Annotated in this window: 17 protein-coding genes; 11 read left to right on the top strand and 6 right to left on the bottom strand. The window is 66.8% G+C overall.

All coding sequences use genetic code 11. The features are described 5' to 3' along the window. Positions 1-5 precede the first annotated feature (5 nt). The 3 genes from J4G32_RS18130 to aptA form a co-directional block, all read right to left on the bottom strand. Positions 6-569, bottom strand: coding sequence for a hypothetical protein (locus J4G32_RS18130; protein WP_210496965.1), 564 nt, complete (start codon positions 567-569; stop codon positions 6-8). 83 nt (positions 570-652) lie between these two features. Beyond that, positions 653-2161, bottom strand: a complete 1509-nt coding sequence (gene hisS, locus J4G32_RS18125) for a histidine--tRNA ligase (protein WP_210496964.1) — start codon at positions 2159-2161, stop codon at positions 653-655. A gap of 101 nt (positions 2162-2262) precedes the next feature. Continuing rightward, the gene (aptA, locus tag J4G32_RS18120; protein WP_210496963.1) at positions 2263-3609 is read right to left on the bottom strand and encodes an omega-aminotransferase AptA; all 1347 of its coding nucleotides are present in this window, start codon (positions 3607-3609) and stop codon (positions 2263-2265) included. Between the two features lie 260 nt (positions 3610-3869). Between aptA and J4G32_RS18115 the strand changes: the two genes are divergently transcribed. The 3 genes from J4G32_RS18115 to J4G32_RS18105 all read left to right on the top strand — a co-directional run bounded on the left by J4G32_RS18115 (position 3870) and on the right by J4G32_RS18105 (position 7184). After that, positions 3870-5213, top strand: coding sequence for an EAL domain-containing protein (locus tag J4G32_RS18115; RefSeq protein WP_210496962.1), 1344 nt, complete (start codon positions 3870-3872; stop codon positions 5211-5213). A gap of 51 nt (positions 5214-5264) precedes the next feature. Further along, positions 5265-6146, top strand: coding sequence for a TIGR01459 family HAD-type hydrolase (locus J4G32_RS18110; protein ID WP_210496961.1), 882 nt, complete (start codon positions 5265-5267; stop codon positions 6144-6146). A gap of 69 nt (positions 6147-6215) precedes the next feature. Further along, the gene (locus tag J4G32_RS18105; protein ID WP_210496960.1) at positions 6216-7184 is read left to right on the top strand and encodes a bifunctional riboflavin kinase/FAD synthetase; all 969 of its coding nucleotides are present in this window, start codon (positions 6216-6218) and stop codon (positions 7182-7184) included. On the opposite strand, the gene J4G32_RS18100 is transcribed toward J4G32_RS18105, so the two are convergent. Together J4G32_RS18100 and msrB are read right to left on the bottom strand one after the other, a co-directional pair. Further along, positions 7185-8366, bottom strand: coding sequence for a DUF3095 domain-containing protein (locus tag J4G32_RS18100; RefSeq protein ID WP_343232689.1), 1182 nt, complete (start codon positions 8364-8366; stop codon positions 7185-7187). Between the two features lie 63 nt (positions 8367-8429). Then, the gene (gene msrB, locus J4G32_RS18095; RefSeq protein WP_210496959.1) at positions 8430-8960 is read right to left on the bottom strand and encodes a peptide-methionine (R)-S-oxide reductase MsrB; all 531 of its coding nucleotides are present in this window, start codon (positions 8958-8960) and stop codon (positions 8430-8432) included. Between the two features lie 344 nt (positions 8961-9304). On the opposite strand from msrB, the gene ileS reads away from it, so the two are divergent. The 7 genes from ileS (at position 9305) to mutL (ending at position 19661) form a co-directional block, all read left to right on the top strand. After that, positions 9305-12250: an isoleucine--tRNA ligase gene (gene ileS, locus J4G32_RS18090; protein WP_210496958.1), complete on the top strand. Its 2946-nt coding sequence runs from the start codon at positions 9305-9307 to the stop codon at positions 12248-12250. Next, complete coding sequence (gene lspA / locus J4G32_RS18085; protein ID WP_425515532.1) at positions 12247-12744, top strand: signal peptidase II; 498 nt, start codon at positions 12247-12249, stop codon at positions 12742-12744. Before ileS ends, lspA begins: the two co-directional genes overlap by 4 nt. Before the next feature lie 92 nt (positions 12745-12836). Next, on the top strand, positions 12837-13469 hold the full coding sequence (locus J4G32_RS18080; RefSeq protein ID WP_210496956.1) for a hypothetical protein: 633 nt from the start codon (positions 12837-12839) through the stop codon (positions 13467-13469). A gap of 200 nt (positions 13470-13669) precedes the next feature. Further along, positions 13670-15001, top strand: a complete 1332-nt coding sequence (locus J4G32_RS18075; RefSeq protein WP_210496955.1) for a M16 family metallopeptidase — start codon at positions 13670-13672, stop codon at positions 14999-15001. Between the two features lie 26 nt (positions 15002-15027). Then, the gene (locus J4G32_RS18070) at positions 15028-16305 is read left to right on the top strand and encodes a M16 family metallopeptidase (RefSeq protein ID WP_210496954.1); all 1278 of its coding nucleotides are present in this window, start codon (positions 15028-15030) and stop codon (positions 16303-16305) included. A gap of 98 nt (positions 16306-16403) precedes the next feature. Further along, a complete protein-coding gene (locus J4G32_RS18065) occupies positions 16404-17723 on the top strand; it encodes a glucose-6-phosphate isomerase (RefSeq protein ID WP_210496953.1) in 1320 nt (439 codons plus the stop codon). 96 nt (positions 17724-17819) lie between these two features. Then, positions 17820-19661, top strand: coding sequence for a DNA mismatch repair endonuclease MutL (mutL, locus tag J4G32_RS18060; protein WP_210496952.1), 1842 nt, complete (start codon positions 17820-17822; stop codon positions 19659-19661). A gap of 60 nt (positions 19662-19721) precedes the next feature. On the opposite strand, the gene rsmD is transcribed toward mutL, so the two are convergent. Continuing rightward, complete coding sequence (rsmD, locus tag J4G32_RS18055; protein ID WP_210496951.1) at positions 19722-20276, bottom strand: 16S rRNA (guanine(966)-N(2))-methyltransferase RsmD; 555 nt, start codon at positions 20274-20276, stop codon at positions 19722-19724. Here rsmD and J4G32_RS18050 point away from each other — a divergent pair. Continuing rightward, the coding region (locus J4G32_RS18050; protein WP_210496950.1) for a hypothetical protein at positions 20275-20798 on the top strand (524 nt) is incomplete at its 3' end. The two genes, rsmD and J4G32_RS18050, sit on opposite strands and share 2 nt — an antisense overlap.

Below are 20798 nucleotides of genomic sequence, written 5' to 3'. Positions count from 1 at the left end.
TTGTCTTAGGACTCGGCAGCTTTTGCTGCCGGAGCGTCGTGGGCGACGGAAGCAGCAGGCGCGGCCGCCTTGCGGGGTGCCCGCGGCTTCTTGGGAGCGCCCGGTGCCTTGGCTCTGGCCGTCTTGGCGGCGGGCCCCCTGCCGGAAGCGATCTTCGCCGGCTCGTCGGCGAGCAGCGAGGCAGGCAGGAAGTGGCGGGCCGCATCGGTCACCACGCCGGCAACGGCGCCGGCTGCCGTCTGCACGGCCTGACGGGTCGCATCCGCCGCGAAGGTGCTGGCGCTTGAGACGGCGCTGCCGGCGGCCACGCGGTTCTTGGTCAGCGATGCAGCGGCAGCGCCGGCTGCGGCGATCAGCACATCGGCCAGGACTTCGCGGCCGAGATCCGAATTCATCAGTTCCTTGATCGGGCCAAAGTTGCGGAACGCCTTCGTCAGTTTGGCAGCGGCATCCTTTTTCTTCGGCTTCGCGGTGACCTTCTTGAGGTCCAGCTTGGCCTTCTTAGGCTCCGTCCTGGTCTTCTTAAGAGGGGTCTTCGTCTTCTTGGGAGTGGTCTTAGCCTTCGGCACGATGTCTCTCCTCATGGTCAAGCTTGCAGATCAACAAGCGGACGGGTGTTCGGTTCCAGCAAGCGACAAACGGGCTTCAAGGATCAAGCGAAGTGCCGCGCCAGAACCTCACGCACCGCGTCCACAAGCCCAGCTTCGGAAACCGAGAACTGTGCCGGACGGGCGGCTTTCCATTCGGCGTTCGACACAATGGCATCGGAGGCTCTCGCGCCTTCGATCAGGTCCTTGATTTCGACCTCGCCGCGCTCGCGCTCGTTGGAGCCCTGAATGATGACGCAGGGTGCGTTGCGCTTGTCGGCGTATTTCATCTGCGCCTTCATGCCCGACGAGCCGAGATAGAGCTCGGCCCTGATCTGGGCTTCCCGCAGGGTCATGACCATGCGCTGGTAGGCAGCGATCTCATTCTTGTCCATCACCAGCACCACGACCGGCCCGGGCGCTTCCTTGCCCGACACGATCGGGCTTTTCATCAGTTGCAGGGCCGACAACAGCCGCGACACGCCAATGGAGAAACCCGTCGCGGGGACCGGCTCGGAGCGAAAGCGTCCGACGAGTCCGTCATAGCGACCGCCGCCGCCGACCGAGCCAAAGCGGACCGCCTTGCCGTCCTCGTCCGCGACCTGGAACGTCAACTCGGCCTCGTAGACCGGGCCGGTGTAGTATTCGAGTCCGCGCACCACGGAGGGGTCGATGACGATGCGGCCATTCCCGTATCCGGCCGCCTCGATGAGCACCGCCATGTCGCGCAATTCCCGCAGGCCGTCGAGACCCTTGGGCGAGAGAGCGACGCGGGCCTCGATGTTGTCCAGCGTCGCGACGTTGCTGACGCCGCGCGCGCTCGAGATTTCCCCATCGCCGGCGCCGACGAAATTGATGATGGTGTCGATCTGTCCCGGGTTGAGGCCCGCCCCTTTGGTAAAGTCGCCGCTGTCGTCCTTGCGGCCGTCGCCGAGCAGCTGCTCGACCGCCTTCAGGCCCAGCCGGTCGAGCTTGTCGATGGCGCGCAGCACGATGAGCCGCTGACCCGCCTTGTCGTCGCCGTCGAGGCCCGCCGCCTCCATGACGCCGTCCAGAATCTTGCGATTGTTGACCTTGATGACGTATTGGCCTTCAAGGCCGAGGTGATCGAGGGTGGTGGCCGCCATCATGCAGATTTCCGCATCCGCCGCGACAGAGGCCGCACCCACGGTGTCGGCATCGAACTGCATGAACTGGCGGAAGCGGCCCGGCCCCGGCTTCTCGTTGCGAAACACCCAGCCGGCGCGATAGCTGCGATAGGGTTTCGGCAGGGCGTCGAAATGCTCGGCCACGTAGCGGGCGAGCGGTGCGGTCAGGTCGTAGCGCAGCGACAGCCATTGCTCGTCATCGTCCTGGAACGAGAACACGCCCGCGTTGGGCCGCTCCTGATCCGGCAGGAACTTGCCCAGCGCGTCGGTATATTCGACGAACGAGGTCTCGACCGCCTCGAAGCCGTAAAGCTCATAGGTTTTGCGGATGCTGGCGAGCATGCGCTCGGTCGCGGCAAGATCCGCTGGACCGCGATCGGCGAAGCCGCGCGGCGCGCGAGCCTTGACTTTGTCGGCTTTTGACATGGTGGGAGAGCCGTTTCTTTTCAGCAAAAGAGCGTGCCGGGTCCTACCGCGCGCGGCACCTTGGAGCAAGCCTCGCCTGCGCCCCTGCCATGATGGCCCCGCTAGGCGACGGCGCGGATCACCTTGCCGAGTTTCTCGGCGATCTCGCCGATCTGGTCCTCGGTGACGATGAGCGGCGGCGACAACGCGATGGTGTCGCCGGTGATGCGCATCATCAGCCCGTCATTGAAGGCGCGGTCCATCGCCTCGAAGGCCCGTGCGCCCACCGCATCGGGGCGGGACGCGAGGTCGATGGCGCCGACAAGCCCGACGGTGCGGATGTCCAGCACGTTGGGCAGCTCCTTCAGGCCGTGAATGGCGTCGGCCCAGATGGGCTCAAGCCTCTTGGCGCGCTCGAACAGCTTCTCGTCGCGATAGATGTCCTGCGCGGCGATGGCGGCCGCACAGGCCAGCGGATGGCCCGAATAGGTGTAGCCGTGGAACAGCTCGATCATGTTCTCCGGCCCCTTCATGAAGGCGTCGTAAAGGCCCTTGCGAACCACCACGCCGCCCATCGGAACGGTGCCGGAATTGACGCCCTTGGCGAAGGTGATCATGTCCGGGATCACGCCGTAGCGCTCGGCCGCGAAGGCCGTGCCAAGGCGGCCGAATCCGGTGATGACCTCGTCGAAGATCAGGAGGATGCCGTACTTGTCGCAGATCTGGCGAAGCCGCTGCAGGTAGCCCTTCGGCGGCGGCAACACGCCGGTGGAGCCCGCCATCGGCTCGACGATCACCGCCGCGATGGTCGAGGCGTCGTGCAGGGCCACGATCCGCTCGAGATCGTCGGCAAGATGCGCGCCCCATTCCGGCTCGCCGCGCGTGAAGGCCTGCTCGGCGCGGTTATAGGTGTGCGGCAGGTGGTCGACGCCTGCCAGCAGGGTGCCGAAGAACTGGCGGTTCTTGACGATGCCGCCGACCGAGATGCCGCCGAAGCCGACGCCGTGATAGCCGCGCTCGCGGCCGATGAGGCGCGTGCGGCTGCCCTGGCCGGTGACGTTCCAATAGGCGAGTGCAATCTTCAGCGCGGTGTCGACGGCCTCGGAGCCGGAATTGCAGAAGAACACATGGTCGAGATCGCCCGGCGCCAGCTGCGCGATGCGCGACGCGATCGAAAATCCGCCCGCATGGCCGAACTGGAAGGCTGGCGAATAATCGAGTTCGCTCGCCTGGTGCTGGATCGCGGCCGTGATCTCGTCGCGGTTATGGCCGGCATTGCAGCACCAGAGGCCGGCGGCGCCGTCGATCACCTGACGGCCGTCCGGCGTGTAATAGTACATGTCCTTGGCGCGGGCGACCATGCGCGGGCGCTGCTTGAACGAACGGTTGGCCGTAAACGGCAGCCACCAGGCCTCGAGATCGTTGGGGGCGGCAAGATCGTTGGCGGCGCGTGCTGAATGGGCTGTCATGTCCGGTCCCCGGATGCTGGATTCGGCTACAATCTATCAGCGGTTTCAGGCCGCCGCAAAAGAACTCTTCGAGACGCGACGGGCCGCGCGGCCCACAATGGTCGCGCCTGAGGGCTGCATATCTGCGCAAACCCTTTGAAAACACTGCTCAGTGCGTGCCGGACTCTTGCGGCCGCGCTTGCGGTCGGACACCATCCTCAGGCGGTGATTCGCGAGGCTTTCCGGCGCGGAAAGGTGGATCGCCCGGACCAGGGGCGTCCATGCTGGAACCAGCCAGAGACCGGGGATGGCTCGACAGTGGCGAGGCACGGCTTGTCGCCATCGGCATCACCGCAAGCGCTGCCGTCGCGGTGATCGGCTACGCCCTGCAGGTGCGGCTGATGAGCATTCTCCTTCTGGTGTTTCATGTGGCCGCCCTCACGATTCTCGCGCTGGCGTGGGTGCGGGCGAAAGCCGCCGCCGCGGAAGCGCGGCGCAACGCCCATGACGTCGATTTCCTGGCCGGTCGCCTGATGCGGCTTGAACAGCAGCAGGCGCGGATCCCGCAAGGCGGGTCCCCGGTCTTGCGCTCCACCATGGCGGAGGTGACGGGAACGGTCGGGATGCTCGGCGGTGTCGTGCGCGAACTCGCGCGCACAGTGGCGGCGCAAAACCGGGACGTGGCGGACATCAAGGACAGCCTCCAGCAGCCCGCGGGCGCGGCCGCCCGACCGTCGCTCAGGCGGGTGGACGAAAGGCCGGTCGCTGTTGCGGTGGTTCAACCGGACCCCTCCCTGCTGCCTCTTCGACCCCTCGAAACCGAAAGCGAGCTTCATCGCACCCGGCTGGTGACGCAGGCATTCGAGGCCGACCGCATCGAGGTCCACCTGCAGCCCGTGGTCAGCCTGCCGAACCGGAAAGTCCGCTTCTACGAGGCGCTCGCCCGGCTGCGTCTCGACGATGGCACATTGCTGGCCCCGGCCGAATTCCTCTCCCGCATCGAGCGCCTCGGCCGCGCGCCGGAATTCGACCGGCGTGTCCTGACGCGGGCAATGGCCGTGGCGCGGCATCTGATGTCCCGAGGCAGCGAGGCCATCGTCGCGGTCAATCTCTCCCCACGCTCCGTGACCCATCCGGACTTCATCGACCAGCTCCAGGGGATGGTCGCCGCCTCGCCGGAGATTGTCGGCAAGATCGTACTCGAATTGTCCCAGGCCTGCTGGCGCGGGCTCGATGACGGCGAGAGGGGAGCGCTCGCCGCCCTCGGCCGCTGCGGGTTGCCGCTCTCCCTCGACCAGGCGCCGGACCTCTCCCTCGATGCGCGGGCGCTGTCCGAAAGCGGCGTGCGGTTCCTCAAGTTCCCGGCCGAGATGCTGATCGCGGCGGCAGGCGAGAACAATGAGGCGGATCTCTGCGTGCGCGATTTCGCCTCCCTGCTGCGCAAATCCGGGATCCGCTTGATTGCCGACCGGGTCGACCACGAGGACATGGTGCCGACCCTCGTGGATCTGGGCGTGCCGCTGGCCCAGGGCTTCGTGTTCGCGGCCCCGCGGGCGGTGCGCGCGGAAGTCCTCGGACCCGCCGCGATGCCTTTGCGGGCAACGGAACTGCGCCGCGTCGGTTGACTTGAAGGCTCCGACGGCCTACCCGCCCGGCTGAACAGCCAGTGAGATCTCATGACCGCGCCGCTCCGTCCCGCTCTTGTCGAGGGCCTGAAGCCCCTGGCCGATGGGTATGACCTCATCCTTTGCGATATCTGGGGCGTGCTGCATAACGGGCTGACCGCCTATGAGGCCGCAGGCGACGCGCTGACGCGCTTTCGCGCCGCCGGCCGGCAGGTCGTTCTGGTGTCGAATGCGCCGCGGCCGGGATCGGCCGTTGCTACCCAGCTCGATTCCTTCGGCGTGCCGCGGTCCGCCTATGACGCGATCGTGACCTCCGGCGACCTGACCCGGATTGCCATCGAGGAGCGCCTTTCCGAGGTCGTCCACCATATCGGCCCGCAGCGCGACACGCCGCTTTATGACGGCCTCGATGTCCGGTTCGGAACGGTGGCTGAGGCCGATTACGTGGTGTGCTCGGGCCTCGACGACGACGAGCGCGAGACTGCCGCCGACTATCTCTCCCGCCTTGAGGAGATGCGGGCGCGCGATCTGCTCATGGTTTGCGCCAATCCCGATCTGCTCGTCGAGCGCGGCCACCGCATCATCCCTTGCGCGGGCGCGATCGGGGTTGCCTACGAGGAATTGGGCGGGCGGGTCTATTATGCGGGCAAGCCCCATCGGCCGATCTATGAGCGCGCGGTCGCTGGAGCCGAGCTGCTGTCTGGACGGGCCATCGACAAGGCCCGCATTCTGGCCGTTGGCGACGCCATCCGCACCGATATCGCGGGGGCCGTGGCGTTCGGCATCGATGCCCTGTTGGTCGCCCGTGGCATTCACGCGGAGGAGCTCAACCTGCATCGCGGCGCGCTGGTATCCGACCATGTGCAGGATTGGGTCGACCGGCAGAGCGCGCGGCCCATCGCCGTGACCACGGTGCTGACATGGGCAGCCTGACACTGCGCCCGCTTGACCCGCGGGCGGGTTTTCGACACCGTCGCGACCGCTGAGGCCACTTCCAGATCCATGCCCCACACCGACCCATCGCCGTCCCCGCCGCGTTTCGCCGTCTGCCGCGACGGCGATGTCGTGCCGGCGCGCCTTCAGGGCGCGGTCGCGGCCATCGGCAATTTCGATGGCGTCCATCGGGGGCATCAGGAACTCATCCGGCTCACGCTTGGAACCGGACGCCCCGCCGCCGTGGTGACGTTCGAGCCGCATCCGCGCTCCTACTTCCAGCCCGATGTCCCGATGTTCCGGCTCACCCCGGAGCCGATCAAGCTCGCCATCCTTGAGCGGATGGGGCTTGCGGGGGTGTTCGTGCGGACCTTCAACGCGGATTTCGCCGCGCTCACGGCCGAGCAATTCGTCGACCTTCTGGCGCAGGATCTCGGGCTCTCGGGCGTGCTGATCGGCTACGATTTCCATTTCGGCCGTGGCCGGGCCGGAACGCCCGCCATCATGGCGGCCTTGTGCCGGGAGCGTGGCCTTGCCTGCCACGTGGCCCCGGCCGTGACCGAGGGCTCGGAGCCGGTTTCCTCCAGCGCCATTCGCCAGGCGCTTGAGGCCGGTCGCGTGGCGAGCGCGAACGCCATGCTGGGTTATCGCTGGTTCGTCCGGGCCGAGGTGCGTCACGGGGAAAAGCGCGGCCGTGAACTCGGCTATCCGACGGCCAATCTCAAATTGCCGGACGATTGCGGGCTGCGTCATGGAATCTACGCCGTCCGGACCTCTGTCGCGGGCAGACACGTCGATGGGGTCGCAAGCTTCGGACGCCGCCCGACTTTCGACAACGGCGCGCCCTTGCTGGAGGTCCACCTGTTCGACTACGCGGGCGATCTCTACGGGCGCGAGCTTGATGTGGAATTCGTCGGCTGGATACGTGGCGAAGAGAAATTCGACGGCATCGAGGCGCTCATCCAGCGGATGGATCGCGATTCCGAAGAGGCCCGGCACATGCTCGCCAAGGACGCGGTTGCGTCGATGATCGGCTGATCAGTCCTGCGGTTTCAGCGCCCGGGCCGCCATCGCGTAGCCGCCCATCGCCCCATCGACGAAATGGATGTGGTCGCTGCGGGTCGCGGACGGCACGAAGCAGGTCATGAGAGCCGCCTCCTGCCGGTGCAGGCCAAAGCGCACGATGCCCTTCCGCTCCGCCTCGGCGAGACGACGCTCGAGGGCATCGGCAAGGGCCGGTGTGCAATCCAGCGTCATGCGCAGGCCATCGTCGAACTTGCGAAAATCCGTGTTGTCGACGAGCTGCTGGCGATACCGCGTCGGATCGAAATTGCCGACGGGGCGGTTGAGCGCGAAAATGGCGTAAGAGACCAGGCGCCGGGCGGCTAGGCCGAGCGCGCCGGCAAGGCCGGGCTTCTGGAGGGCCTTGCGCTCGATCCCGTAGCCCTTAAAGGGCGCCGCAAGAGACGGGCCGCCCTCGGGAATTGGCCGGCTCCCGCCATGCCCCCGCTCGGCGAGGCGCAGGATATCGGCCACCACCGCGTTGAACGTCGCAAGATCCACCTCGGGGGAGGCCGGGATGGCGATGAGCGACAGAATGAGTCCGTTCTCGGCGCGGATCTCCTCGAACCGGCAGGACAGGCCGTTGAGATCCGGCCGGGCCCCCACAGGCGCCGGGGGCACGGCGAACTCGCCCGCTTTCATCTGCCGTTCCGCGTAGGCGAGGCCGCCGCCCGTGAACATGGCGTAGGAGACATGGGTCGAGGGCGCGAACCTGGCGACCTGGACGTCGAAACCCCGCTCCCGGAGGGTGTCGATGGACACCAGGGCGACGCGCAGGTCGAGGTCGAATTCGTCGCGCACCCAGGTGGCGACCTCGGCCAGCGCCTCGGCCGCAAGGTCGTGCAGCTCCGGCGGCAACGCGAAGCCTGCGCCATCGCCGCCGAAAACGAACGGGAAGTCATTGTTTTTCAGGGCGTTAGCCACAGCCACGATGACCGCCGCGGCCGCGGTGTTCACGACCTTGTACCGACCCGCTTCGATCGCGGCGGTTGAGCGCACGATGTCCGAGGTGCCGATCAGCCAGCCTGCCGGCAGCGGCGTATAGATCGACGGGTCGGTCAGGTGTTCGAAACTGTCGAAGACGGGGAGGCCGGCATAGAAGCCGGTGAGCGCGGCCGGGGCCGCCGCACGTCCCACGGCCGGGTTGGTTATCTCAATCGGCACGCGCGACCTCCGGCGGGGTTTCCGAAATCCCACCGGCACTATGGGGCCGATGGGCCGCTAGGCAAAGCGCTCGCCTTCCGGGGCCCCGCGGCCGAGATCGTCGGGGAGCGGGTCGCCATCGGCCACGAAGCGTAAGGAAGCCGAATTCATGCAGTAACGTTCGCCGGTGGGGGGCGGACCGTCGTCGAACACATGGCCGAGATGCCCTTCGCAGCGGGCGCAGCGGATCTCGGTGCGCACCATGCCGAAGCTCTGGTCGCGGATGAAGGCGACGTGCTCGCGGTCGATCGGGTCGAAGAAGCTCGGCCACCCGGTGCCGGATTCGAATTTCGTGCCGGATTTGAACAGCGGCAGGCCGCACAGGCGGCAGCCATAGGTGCCCTTGCCCTTGGCCTCGTTGAAGACGCCACAGAACGGGCGTTCTGTCCCGTGGTCGAGGAGAACGCGGCGCTCCTCGTCGTCGAGATCGGCCACAAGGGCGCTGAATTGCTCGGGGGAGGGCGGCGAGAGGTCGAAGCCCGCCTGCGAGCGGCGTTCGGTCCCGGGTGTCGAGGGCACAGAGGTGGAGGTCACAGAGGTGGAGGTCATGGGTATCGTCACTTTCACCAAGGGTGAGGGGTCTTCCGAAGGGTCGGGCGCGGGTACGGCTTTTTCAAGGGGCCATTCGCCTCCCGCCCGCTTTATTCTGCCGCGCGTCGCTGCTAAAAGGCAGCCATGTCCCAGGTTTCCCAGGCGATCCGCGCGCGCGTCGCACGCATTCCGCGAATTACCGGCCCGGCCCTCGCTTGAACGCGATGTCCGGGATGTCACGCGTGACCCGCCGCCGCCGAGACCGGACCAGGGCTCGGATCACGCGACCAACACACACCTCGCCCTCACAGATTGCCTGATTGTGCCGCGCCCTTGCGGGAAGCCCGAGATTATTGACCACCATGACCGATACGACGCAAACCCCGGCTCGCGATTATTCCGAGACGCTTTTCCTGCCCAAGACCGATTTCCCCATGCGCGCAGGTCTGCCGCAGCGGGAACCGCAGCTGCTGAAGCGCTGGGAGGAGATGAAGCTCTACCAGCGCCAGCGGGAGGTGCAGAAGGGGCGTCCGCGCTTCGTCCTGCATGACGGCCCGCCTTACGCCAACGGCAACATCCATATCGGACACGCGCTGAACAAGATCCTCAAGGATCTCGTGGTGCGCTCGCAAGGGATGCTCGGTTTCGATTCAAACTACGTGCCGGGCTGGGATTGCCACGGCCTGCCGATCGAATGGAAGATCGAGGAGGAATACCGCGCCCGCGGCAAGAACAAGGATGACGTGCCGGTCATCGAGTTCCGGCGCGAGTGCCGCGCCTTCGCCGAGAAATGGATCGACATCCAGCGCGCCGAGTTCAAGCGCCTGGCGGTCGAGGGCGATTGGGACCATCCCTACGCCACCATGTCGTTCGATGCGGAAGCGCAGATTGCGCGCGAGATCATGAATTTCGCCGTGACGGACCAGCTTTATCGCGGCTCGAAGCCGGTGATGTGGTCGTCGGTGGAAAAGACGGCTCTGGCCGAGGCCGAAGTCGAATATCACGAGAAGACGTCGAGCACGATCTGGGTGAAGTTCCCCATCACCGAGACGCTCGACGGCGACCTCGCCGGCGCGTCCGTTGTCATCTGGACCACGACCCCGTGGACGATCCCGGCCAACCGGGCCATCGCGTATGGCGAGACCATCGCCTATGGCCTCTATGAGGTCACGGAGGCGGCGGAGGATAACTGGGCCAAGGTGGGCGACCGCCTCGTGCTGGCCGACAAGCTCGCAGCCGAGGTCTTCGCGGCCGCCCGAGTCGGGGCCTATGCGCGCGTGAAGGATGTGCTGCCGGTGATGATCCAGCGCACCGCGCACCCGTTTCGCGGGCTCGAAGGCGCGAACAGCTACTGGGACTTCGCCGTCCCGGTGCTGCCGGCCGATTACGTCACCGACGATGCGGGCACGGGCTTCGTGCACACCGCGCCCGGACACGGCGCGGATGATTACAACACCTTCCTCAAGCACCGGGCGGTGTTCGAGGCCTGCGGCACGCCGCAGGTGCCGCATACGGTGTCGCCGGATTCGTCCTACTTCTCCGACATCCCGTTTTTTGCGGGCGAGCGCGTCTACGACGACAAGGGCAAGGATGGCGGCGCCAACGAGGCGGTGATCCGCAAGATGATGGAAGTCGGCGCGCTGATCGCGCGCGGTCGTCTCAAGCACCAATATCCCCATTCCTGGCGCTCGAAAGCCCCGCTGCTGTTTCGCAACACGCCGCAATGGTTCATCGCCATGGACAAGGCGCTCGACCACGAGGGCGACACGCTGCGCCAGCGCGCGCTGACAGCCATCCGCACGGTCGAATGGGTTCCTGAATCGGGCGAGACCCGCATCACCGGCATGATCGAGAACCGGCCCGACTGGGTCGTCTCGCGGCAGCGGGCCTGGGGCGTTCCCATCGCGGTCTTCGTGCGCAAGGGCACGAGCGACATCCTCAAGGACGAGCGCGTGAACGCCGCCATCGCGGCGGCCTTTGAGGCCGAGGGCGCCGATGCGTGGTATGCGGATGACGGCCAGCGTTTCCTTTCGGCGGGCGGTCACGAGGTGGCTGATTTCGACAAGATCGGCGACATCCTCGACGTGTGGTTCGATTCCGGCTGCACGCACGCCTTCGCGCTCGAAAAACGCGACGATCTCAAGGTGAAGCGCAAGGTCGATGGCGGGCCCGACCAGGTCATGTATCTCGAAGGCACCGACCAGCATCGCGGCTGGTTTCACTCGTCATTGCTGGAGAGTTGCGGCACGCGCGGGCGCGCGCCTTACGACATTGTCCTGACCCATGGCTTCGTTCTCGATGAGAAGGGCCAGAAGATGTCGAAGTCGATCGGCAACGTCGTGGCGCCCCAGAAGGTCATCCAGGAATCGGGCGCCGACATCCTGCGCCTGTGGGTGGCGGCCTCCGACTACGCGGACGATCTGCGCATCGGTCCCGAGATCCTGAAGACCTTCGTCGAGACCTATCGCAAGCTGCGCAACACGGTGCGGTGGATGCTGGGATCGCTCGGTCATTTCAACGCGGCCGACACGGTGGCGTTCGCCGACATGCCGGACCTCGAGCGCTTCGTGCTGCATCGCCTGTCCGAACTCGACGGCGAGATGCGCGAGGCCTATCGCAGCTTCGACTACAAGCGGGTGATCGCGCTGCTCAACGGGTTCCTGACAAGCGACCTGTCGGCGTTCTATTTCGACATCCGCAAGGACGCGCTCTATTGCGATCCGCTCTCGAGCCATGTGCGCAAGAGCGCGCTCACGGTCATCGACGTGGCGTTCCGCGCGGTCGCCACCTGGATGGCGCCGATCCTCGCCTTCACGGCCGAGGAGGCATGGCTCGCGCGCTATCCGGACGCCGAATCCGTGCATTTGGAGACCTTCGTCGAGATCCCGGCGGCATGGCGCGACGATGCGCTTGCGGCCCGCTGGGCGAAGGTGCGCCGTGTGCGCCGGGTCGTCACCGGCGCACTGGAGATCGAGCGGGCGCAGAAACGCATCGGCGCGAGCCTCGAGGCGGCACCGATTGTCTCTGTGACCGATCCGGACCTGCTCGCGGCGGTGCAGGGGCTGGATCTCGCCGAAATCTGCATCACGTCCGATATCCGCGTCGAAGCCGGCGAGGGCCCGGCAGACGCGTTCCGGCTGGAGGACGTCAAGGGTGTGGCCGTCGTGCCGGCGTTGGCCGAAGGCCGCAAATGCGCCCGCTCGTGGAAGGTCTCGCCGGATGTTGGGGCCGATCCCGAATATCCGGACGTGACGCCGCGCGACGCGCTGGCCTTGCGCGAATGGGACCTCGCGAGGGCCGGCGCGTGAGCCGGCCTTCCACGTCGGCGGCTGCCCGGATCGGTTTCGGCATCGCGGCGCTCGTCCTGATCCTCGATCAGGCGACGAAGCTCTATACCCTGTTCGTCTACGACCTGCCGGTACGGGAACCCGTGGTGCTGGGACCGTTTCTCAACCTGATCGTGGTCTGGAACCGCGGAATCTCGTTCGGAATGTTTCAGCAGCACGAGGATCTCGGGCGCTGGATCCTCATCGTCGTGTCGATCGTGGCCGCCATCGCCCTGACGGTGTGGATTCGCCGGGCCTCCGGCAAGATGCTGGCGGCCTCCCTCGGCCTCATCGTCGGCGGTGCGGTCGGCAACGTCATCGACCGGTTCGCCTACGGGGCCGTCTTCGACTTCATTCAACTGCGGATCGGGGACTGGTCCTGGTACGTGTTCAACGTGGCGGATGCGGCCATCGTTGCGGGGGTGGTCGGTTTGCTCTATGACTCCTTCGTGCTGGAACGGCGCCGCTTAGCTTGAGCCCGGCACCAAAACGAGCCTTTGCCTTATGTTTGCCCCATTGGGCGATCAGGCGTTTCGGCCACAATGGGAATATCCGGAAGGTGGGTGCCATGAGGGGATTGAAGGTCTTGGGTTGTGCCGGCGCGTTGGCGCTGATGGTCGCGGCCTCTGGCGCGTCGGCCCAGGAAGGGGAGGTCATGAAGAGCCTCCTCGGCAGCATCGGCATCATCCCCAAGGACAAGCCGCCCATCAATTACAACGAGCGGCCGCCGCTCGTTCTTCCGCCGAAGATGGAATTGCGGGCGCCTGCGCCTCCGCGCAGCGCCGAATCCACCGCGAACTGGCCGAAGGATCCGGACGTCGCCGCGGCCCGCAAGGCCTCGGCCGATGCGCGGGCTCCGGCCACCAGTTCGGACGTCTACCGCGCCAATCGCGGCGGCCTTCTGTCGCCCGAGGAGATGCGGGCCGGCCGGAACCCGGACAATTACGTGAAGACGCCGCCCGCCATGGTCGGCGGCCAGGCCGACAACAGCAAGATGAGCCCCGACCAGCTCCGCTCCTTCAAGACCGGCGACGACGTCAAGTTGTCGGGCAACGGGATCGAGCGCCGCTATCTCAGCGATCCGCCGGCTCCGCTTCTCAAGGCCCAGGGCGGCGCGCCGCTCAAGGCCTCGGTGGACGAAGTCCCGGTGGTGGATCCGGACAGCCCTCTTGGCTTCATTCAGCAGCAAAACAAGCGCTAAGCGCTTCCCCTTGTATGCTTTTCCTTCGGGCGAACGGTTCTCCGCTTCGCCCGAAGCCGTTTCTGACTTGCTGTCGCCGTTGCGAATTATAGCCTCTGCACCCCAAAGGTGCCCTGCTTCGCTTGCTTGATCGTCGGATTGCAGTATCTCCCATAGGAGAAAATCGTCAGCCGATCCGATTCCGTTAAGGTTGAACCGTCATGGATACTGTCCCCCGGCCCATTCGACGCACAGATGCTCCGCCTTTCGGGCGCATTGAGGGTGGCGGTCCCGAGGTGTCGTCCTTCACGCTGGAAAACGGTCTCGACGTTGTCGTGATCCCCGATCACCGCGTGCCCGTCGTCACGCACATGATCTGGTATCGCAATGGTTCGGCGGATGATCCGCTCGGCCAATCCGGCATCGCGCATTTTCTCGAGCACCTGATGTTCAAGGGAACGGCCAAACATCCGGCGGGCGAATTCTCCAAGGTCGTGTCGGGCCTCGGCGGCCAGGAGAACGCCTTCACGTCGTTCGACTACACGGCCTATTTCCAGCGCGTCACCCGCGAACACCTCAAGACCATGATGGAGTTCGAATCCGACCGCATGACCAACCTGCTTCTCGACGAAAGCGTCATCGCGCCCGAGCGCGACGTCGTGCTCGAAGAGCGCCGGATGCGCGTCGAAACCGATCCGTCGGCGCAATTGTCGGAGGCGATGGCCGCCTCCCTGTTCGTGCATCACCCCTATGGCATTCCGATCATCGGCTGGATGCACGAGATCGAAGGCCTCAACCGGGCGCACGCGCTCGATTACTACAACCGTTTCTACACGCCCGAGAACGCCATCCTGGTGGTGGCGGGCGATGTGACGCCCGACGAAGTGCGCCTGCTGAGCGAGGAGACCTACGGCCGCGTGCCCTCGCGCGGCGAACGGCCGATCCGCTTCCGTCCGCGCGAGCCCGAACCCACCGCTGCGCGCCATATCACGGTCACCGATCCGAAGGTGGAACAGCCGACCCTGCAGCGGCTCTATCTCGTTCCGTCCTGCTGCTCGGCGACGGATCGCGATTGCTACGCGCTCGAATTGCTGGCCGAAGTCATTGGCGGCGGGCCGACCTCCTATCTGTATCGCGCGCTCGTTCTCGAGCAGGGCGTCGCCGTCAATGCCGGCGCCTGGTACATGTCATCGGCCATGGAAGAGACGCGCTTCAGCGTCTATGCGGTGCCGGCTGAAGGCGTATCGCTGGAGACGCTGGAAGCTGCCGTCGATGCGGCGTTGCGCGCCGCGCCTGCTCTTGCGCTCGATGGCGAGGCAATCGAGCGCGCCAAGATCCGCCTGGTGGCCGAGACGATCTATTCGACCGACAGCCAGTCGTCGCTGGCGCGCATTTACGGCTCGGCGCTCGCCATCGGCGAGAGCATCGAGGACGTCCAGCGTTGGCCGTCGGAGATCGAGGCCGTGCTGAAGGACGATCTCGCGTCCGTTGCCGAACGCTTTCTCATCCCGCGCCGGTCTGTGACCGGATACCTGAAAAAGCCTGCTGGCTGATCGCCGGTTCTTTGAGTGAGAGTTTCATGACATCCTCCGTTGCAACGCGCTCTGCCTCCCCGACCGTGGTGAAGACCCTGACGTCTCCGGGTGGCGTCGAGGCGTGGCATGTGGAATCGGATGTGGTGCCGCTCATCGCCGTCGCCTTCACGTTCGAAGGCGGCTCGGCCCAGGACCCGGTCGACAAGCCCGGCGTGGCCCAGATGTTGAGCCGCCTGCTCGACGAGGGCGCGGGCGACTACAATTCGGACGCCTTTCAGGAGCGTCTTGCGGGACGCGCCATCGAGCTGTCGTTCAACGCCGGCAACGACGCCATCGGCGGCTCGCTGAAAACCCTGCTCAAGCATGCCGATGAAGCATTCGATCTTTTGCGGCTGGCCCTTGCCGAGCCGCGTTTCGATGCCGATTCCATCGAGCGCGTGCGCGCGCAGACGATTGCGGGCCTGCGCTACCAGCAGAACGATCCCGGCGTCATGGCGACCCGTCATTTCTTTGAAGCGGGTTTCCCGGACCATCCCTATTCGCGCCCCACATCCGGCACGGTCGAGAGCGTGTCGATGATCACGCGCGATGACCTCGTGGACATGCATCGCCGCCTCATCGCCCGTGGTCGCGTCAAGATCGCGGTTGTCGGCGCCATCAATGCGGAGCGCCTGTCGGCCCTCGTCGACAAGGTCTTTGGCGGCCTGCACGAGGCCGAGCCGCTGACGCCGATTGAGACCGTCGGGCTGATCGCCACGGGTCAGCGCATCGTGGCCGATCTCGACGTGCCGCAATCGGTGATCCGGTTCGGGACGCAGGGCATCACCTGGCGCGATCCCGGGTTCATCCCGGCCTATGTGCTCAATCATATTCTGGGGGGCGGCGCGTTCACATCGCGGCTGTTCCAGGAGGTGCGCGAAAAGCGCGGCCTCGCCTACAGCGTCGGCACGTCGCTGGTGAGCTATCGCTCCGCGTCGATGACGTGGGGCTACACCGCCACCAAGAACGAGCGCGTGACCGAGTGCCTCGATGTGATCGGATCGGAGATCGCACGGCTCCACACCGATGGGCCGACCGATGACGAACTGCGCAAGGCGAAGGATTATCTCGTCGGGTCCTACGCGCTCGGCTTCGATACCTCGACCAAGATCGCCCATACACTGGTGCAGATCGCCTTCGAGGGCCTCGGCATCGATTACATCGCCCGCCGCAACGAACTGGTGGCGTCGGTTACGCAGGCCGATATCCGCAGCGCCAGCGACCGGATCTTCGGCACAGGCCCGATGCTGACGGTGATCGCCGGGCGTCCCACCGGCCTCTGAGGCCTGTCGCGTTCGGACGGGCGGGCGGCGCTCTTCCCGCCACGGCGCGTCTGCCCTAGTGTTCGGCTCCCTCTTGTGACGACTCGGAGCGTTCCCGCATGGCCCTGAAGCAATCCATCGATCTTGCCCTTGCCTCGTCCATCGGCGCGAGCGGCCTTCCGACGATGGCGCTCGATGCGGCGCTGTCCGCCGTCGAGACAGCGCTGAAGCGGCTTTTGGAGGATGACACCTCGGGTCGCCTGCCGCTCCTCAAACTGCCCTACGAGACCGCCGATCTTACAGCCATCGCGGATGCGGCTGCGTTCCTGCGGCGGGACGCGACGGACGTGGTGTTTCTCGGCACCGGCGGGTCGAGCCTCGGCGGACAGGCGCTGGCGCAGCTCAAGGATTACGCGGTGCCCGGCGCCGGTCGTTTCATCGACAGTCCGCGCGTGCATTTCCTCGACAATCTGGATCCGATCACCTTCGACCACATCCTGCACCGCTTGCCGCTGTCCTCCACGCGCTTCGTCGCCATCTCGAAATCCGGCGGCACCGGCGAGACGCTGATGCAGACCATCGCGGTCCTCGGCGCGCTCGAAAAGGCGGGTCTGCGGGCGCGGCCGGCCGACACCCTTCTGGGTCTGTCCGAGCCCCGCGTGGAGGGCCGCAAGAACGGCCTGCGCGATCTGCTCGAGCCGGAGGGCGTGCGGTTTCTCGACCACAATCCCGGCGTCGGCGGCCGCTTCTCGGTGCTGACCAATGTGGGCCTGCTGCCGGCGGCCGTCATGGGCCTCGACGTCAAGGCCATCCGGCAGGGTGCGGCGGATGCCTACGGGCCGGTCCGCGACGGCAAGGCCGCGCGGGATGTTCCCGCGGCTCTGGGGGCGGCGCTCAACATCGCGGTGGCGCTGGAAGGCCGCGCCATCACCGTCACCATGGCCTATGCCGACCGGCTGGAGCGCTTCACCCGCTGGTGGGTGCAGCTCTGGGCCGAAAGCGTGGGCAAGGACGGCAAGGGCTCGCAGCCCGTCGCTGCCATCGGGCCGGTGGACCAGCATAGCCAGATGCAGCTTTATCTCGGCGGCCCCAACGACAAGCTGTTCACCGTCATGACGACAGGCGTTGCGGGTCTCGGGCCGGTGATGGACGAGAAACTGTCCAAGCGCGCGGGCGAGGCGGGCTTTGCCGGCAAGCACATGGGCGATCTCGTGGCGGCCCAGGGACGCGCTACGGCCGATACGCTCGCCCGCAACGGCCGTCCGACCCGCACCATGCACCTCGACACGCTCGACGAACGCTCGCTTGGCGAATTGCTGATGCATTTCATGCTGGAGACGATCCTGACCGGCTATGCGCTGGGCGTCGATCCGTTCGACCAGCCGGCGGTGGAGGAAGGCAAGATCCTCGCCAAGCAATATCTGGCCGAGGGCAAGTAGGGGACCCGTCGTCCCCTGCTCTTACGGGGCCGTTTGTGGAATGCGGCCCGCAATGGGCCTATTGTTTCCCTCCGAATCGTCCGAGCCCCAACCGTCATGATCGTCCGCCGTCTCGATCCCATCCTGGTCGACCGCATCGCCGCCGGCGAAGTGGTCGAACGTCCGGCCTCGGCCGTGAAGGAACTGGTCGAGAACGCGGTCGATGCGGGCGCCCGCTCCATCGAGGTCGCCATCGAGGCGGGCGGCCGCAAGCTCATCCGGATCGTCGATGACGGGCATGGCATGAGCCCGGACGATCTGGCGCTCGCCGTGGAGCGACACGCCACCTCGAAAATTCCGGACGGCGACCTGTTTGCCATCAGCACTCTCGGTTTTCGGGGCGAGGCCCTGCCGTCCATCGGGGCCGTCGCGCGCCTGTCCATCACCACCCGCACGCCCGCGGCCGATATGGCGGCGAATCTCGTGGTCGAGGCTGGCCTGAAGGGCCCGGTGCGGCCGGTTTCCGCCCCCGTGGGAACCCGGATCGAGGTCACGGATCTGTTTGCCGCGACGCCTGCGCGCCTGAAATTCCTGAAGAGCGACCGCTCGGAGGCGCAGGCGGTGGCCGAGATCGTCAAGCGGCTCGCCATCGCCCATCCGACCATTCGCTTCACGCTGGCGGGCGAGCATCTGACGCCGTTCACCTACGCACCGGAGGAACCCAGCGAGCACGGCTTCCTGCGCCGGCTGTCGCGGGTGCTTGGGCCGGATTTCGCCGACAACGCCATGGAGATCGGGATCGCGCGCGAGGGCGTGCGGGTCAGCGGCTTTGCCGGCTTGCCGACCTACCATCGCGGCACCTCGACCCACATCCATTTTGTTGTCAACGGCCGCCCGGTGCGCGACAAGCTGCTCCTCGGCGCGGTACGCGGGGCCTATGCGGACGTGATGACGTCCGATCGTCATCCCCTGCTGGCGCTGATGATCGACCTCAATCCGCGCGACGTGGACGTCAACGTCCATCCGGCCAAGACCGAGGTGCGCTTCCGCGACCCGGCCTTCATTCGCGGTTTCGTCGTCGGCGCCTTGCGCGAGGCGATCACCCGCTCGGGCTTTCGGTCCGCGACGACCGGGGGCATGCGCACGCTGGACAGCCTGCGTCCCCATGGCGGTATCCCGGGTCATCACCCGCTCAATCTGGCCGCCTCCCATCATCGCGGCGGCGCGATCCGCTCCAGCGCTGGCTTTGGCGGCTTGCAGGCCCCGCTCGCTCCGGATTACGGGCAGGGCCTGTCCGAACCGCAGCGCGGCTTTTCGGATTTTTCAGGGCCTTCGGCGGATAGCCGGATCGTTCCGAGCCACGGCATGGAATCGTCTCCGCTTGGGGCAGCGCGGGCGCAGGTCCACGGCACCTACATTCTGGCCCAGACGCAGGACGGAATCGTCATCGTCGATCAGCACGCGGCTCACGAGCGCCTCGTCTACGAGCGGCTCAAACGCGAGCGTGCGAGCGCCGGAATCGCCCGCCAGCTGCTGTTGATCCCGGACGTGGTCGATCTCGATCCGGTGGATGCGGACAGGGTCTGTGCGGAGTCCGAGACTCTGGCGGCTCTGGGTCTCGTCATCGAGCCCTTCGGGCCCGGCGCCATCCTCGTGCGCGAGGTGCCGGCGGCACTCGCCGGCGGGCGGATCAAGGCGTTGGTGCAGGATGTGGCGGATGCGCTCGCCGAATGGGGGGAGGGCGGCCAGAGCCCGGTCGAGACCCGCCTCGACGCGGTGTTGTCCCGCATGTCCTGCCACGGCTCGGTGCGGGCCGGGCGGCAGTTGAAGCCCGACGAGATGAACGCGCTCCTGCGCGAGATGGAAGTGACCCCGCTCTCCGGCCAGTGCAATCACGGCCGCCCCACCTATGTGGAGCTCAAGCTCGCCGATATCGAACGCCTGTTCGGACGGCGGTAGGTTCGCCCTCAAGCCATTGGTTCCACGCGGTTTTCGGACGAACAAGCGTTTGAGACGCGCCTATCCGAACCGCCCGAACACCACCTGCGTGTCCCCGTAATCGCGCCGTTCGAGCTGGACAAAGCCCGCCGGCAGCGTGAGGGGAGCGCTTTGCGCCTCTTCCACCACCACGAGCGCGCCGGGCGACAGCCAGCCGCCGTCGGCGCAGGAGACGAGCGCTTTCGGAGCGAGGTCGCGACCATAGGGCGGATCGCAGAAGACGAGCTGGAACGGGGCAACGGGCGCGGCCGCGCCCAGGCGGGTGGCGTCCCGGCGGAACAGGCGGGTCTCGCCACCGACGCCGAGAGCCTCGACATTTTCGCGGATCAGGCTGCGGGCCTCGGCCCCCTCGTCGACGAAGAGCGCGAAGGCCGCGCCGCGGGAGAGCGCCTCGAGCCCCATGGCGCCGGTTCCGGCAAAGAGATCGAGAGCGCGCACGCCCGCGATGGCATCGTCATAACCGTGCTGCAGCACGTTGAAGAGCGACTCGCGCAGCCGATCCGAGGTCGGACGGATCGCGTCCGATTTCGGCCCGGCCAGCGAGCGGCCGCGCAAGCGCCCGCCCACGATTCTCATGCGTCAGTTCTCACGGACGACGGCCCTTCGGAGCGCCCTTGCCACCACTGGCACCGCCACGGGGGCCACCCCTGCCGCCGCCGGGACCGCTTTTCGGGCCGCCCTTGAAACCGCCGCCGGGCGCCCCGCGCGGGGCACCGCGGGACGGACCGTCGCTCCGGGGCGGACCCCGACGCGGACGATCGTCGCCCCCGGCGCGAAACGGCTTGTCGCCGTCCCGGCCACGGCTTGGCCTCCCGCCTTCGGGCCGAGGCGCACGCGGCCGCTCGCTGTCGCCTTCGCGGGCACGGAACGGACGGTCGCCTGCGGGTCGGTGGGCGCGCTCGCCGACATCGGGACGGGCGCGGAACGGCGGCCTGCCACCCTCACTCCTGCCACCTTCGGGCCGAGGCCCGCGCGGCCGCTCGCTGTCGCCTTCGCGGGCACGGAACGGACGGTCGCCTGCGGGTCGGTGGGCGCGCTCGCCGACATCGGGACGGGCGCGGAACGGCGGCCTGCCACCCTCACTCCTGCCACCTTCGG

It is taken from the genome of Microvirga antarctica (assembly GCF_017921815.1).
Classification (GTDB): domain Bacteria; phylum Pseudomonadota; class Alphaproteobacteria; order Rhizobiales; family Beijerinckiaceae; genus Microvirga; species Microvirga antarctica.
Note: the sequence above shows the minus strand (reverse complement) of the source record. Positions and strands in the feature narration are given on the sequence as shown.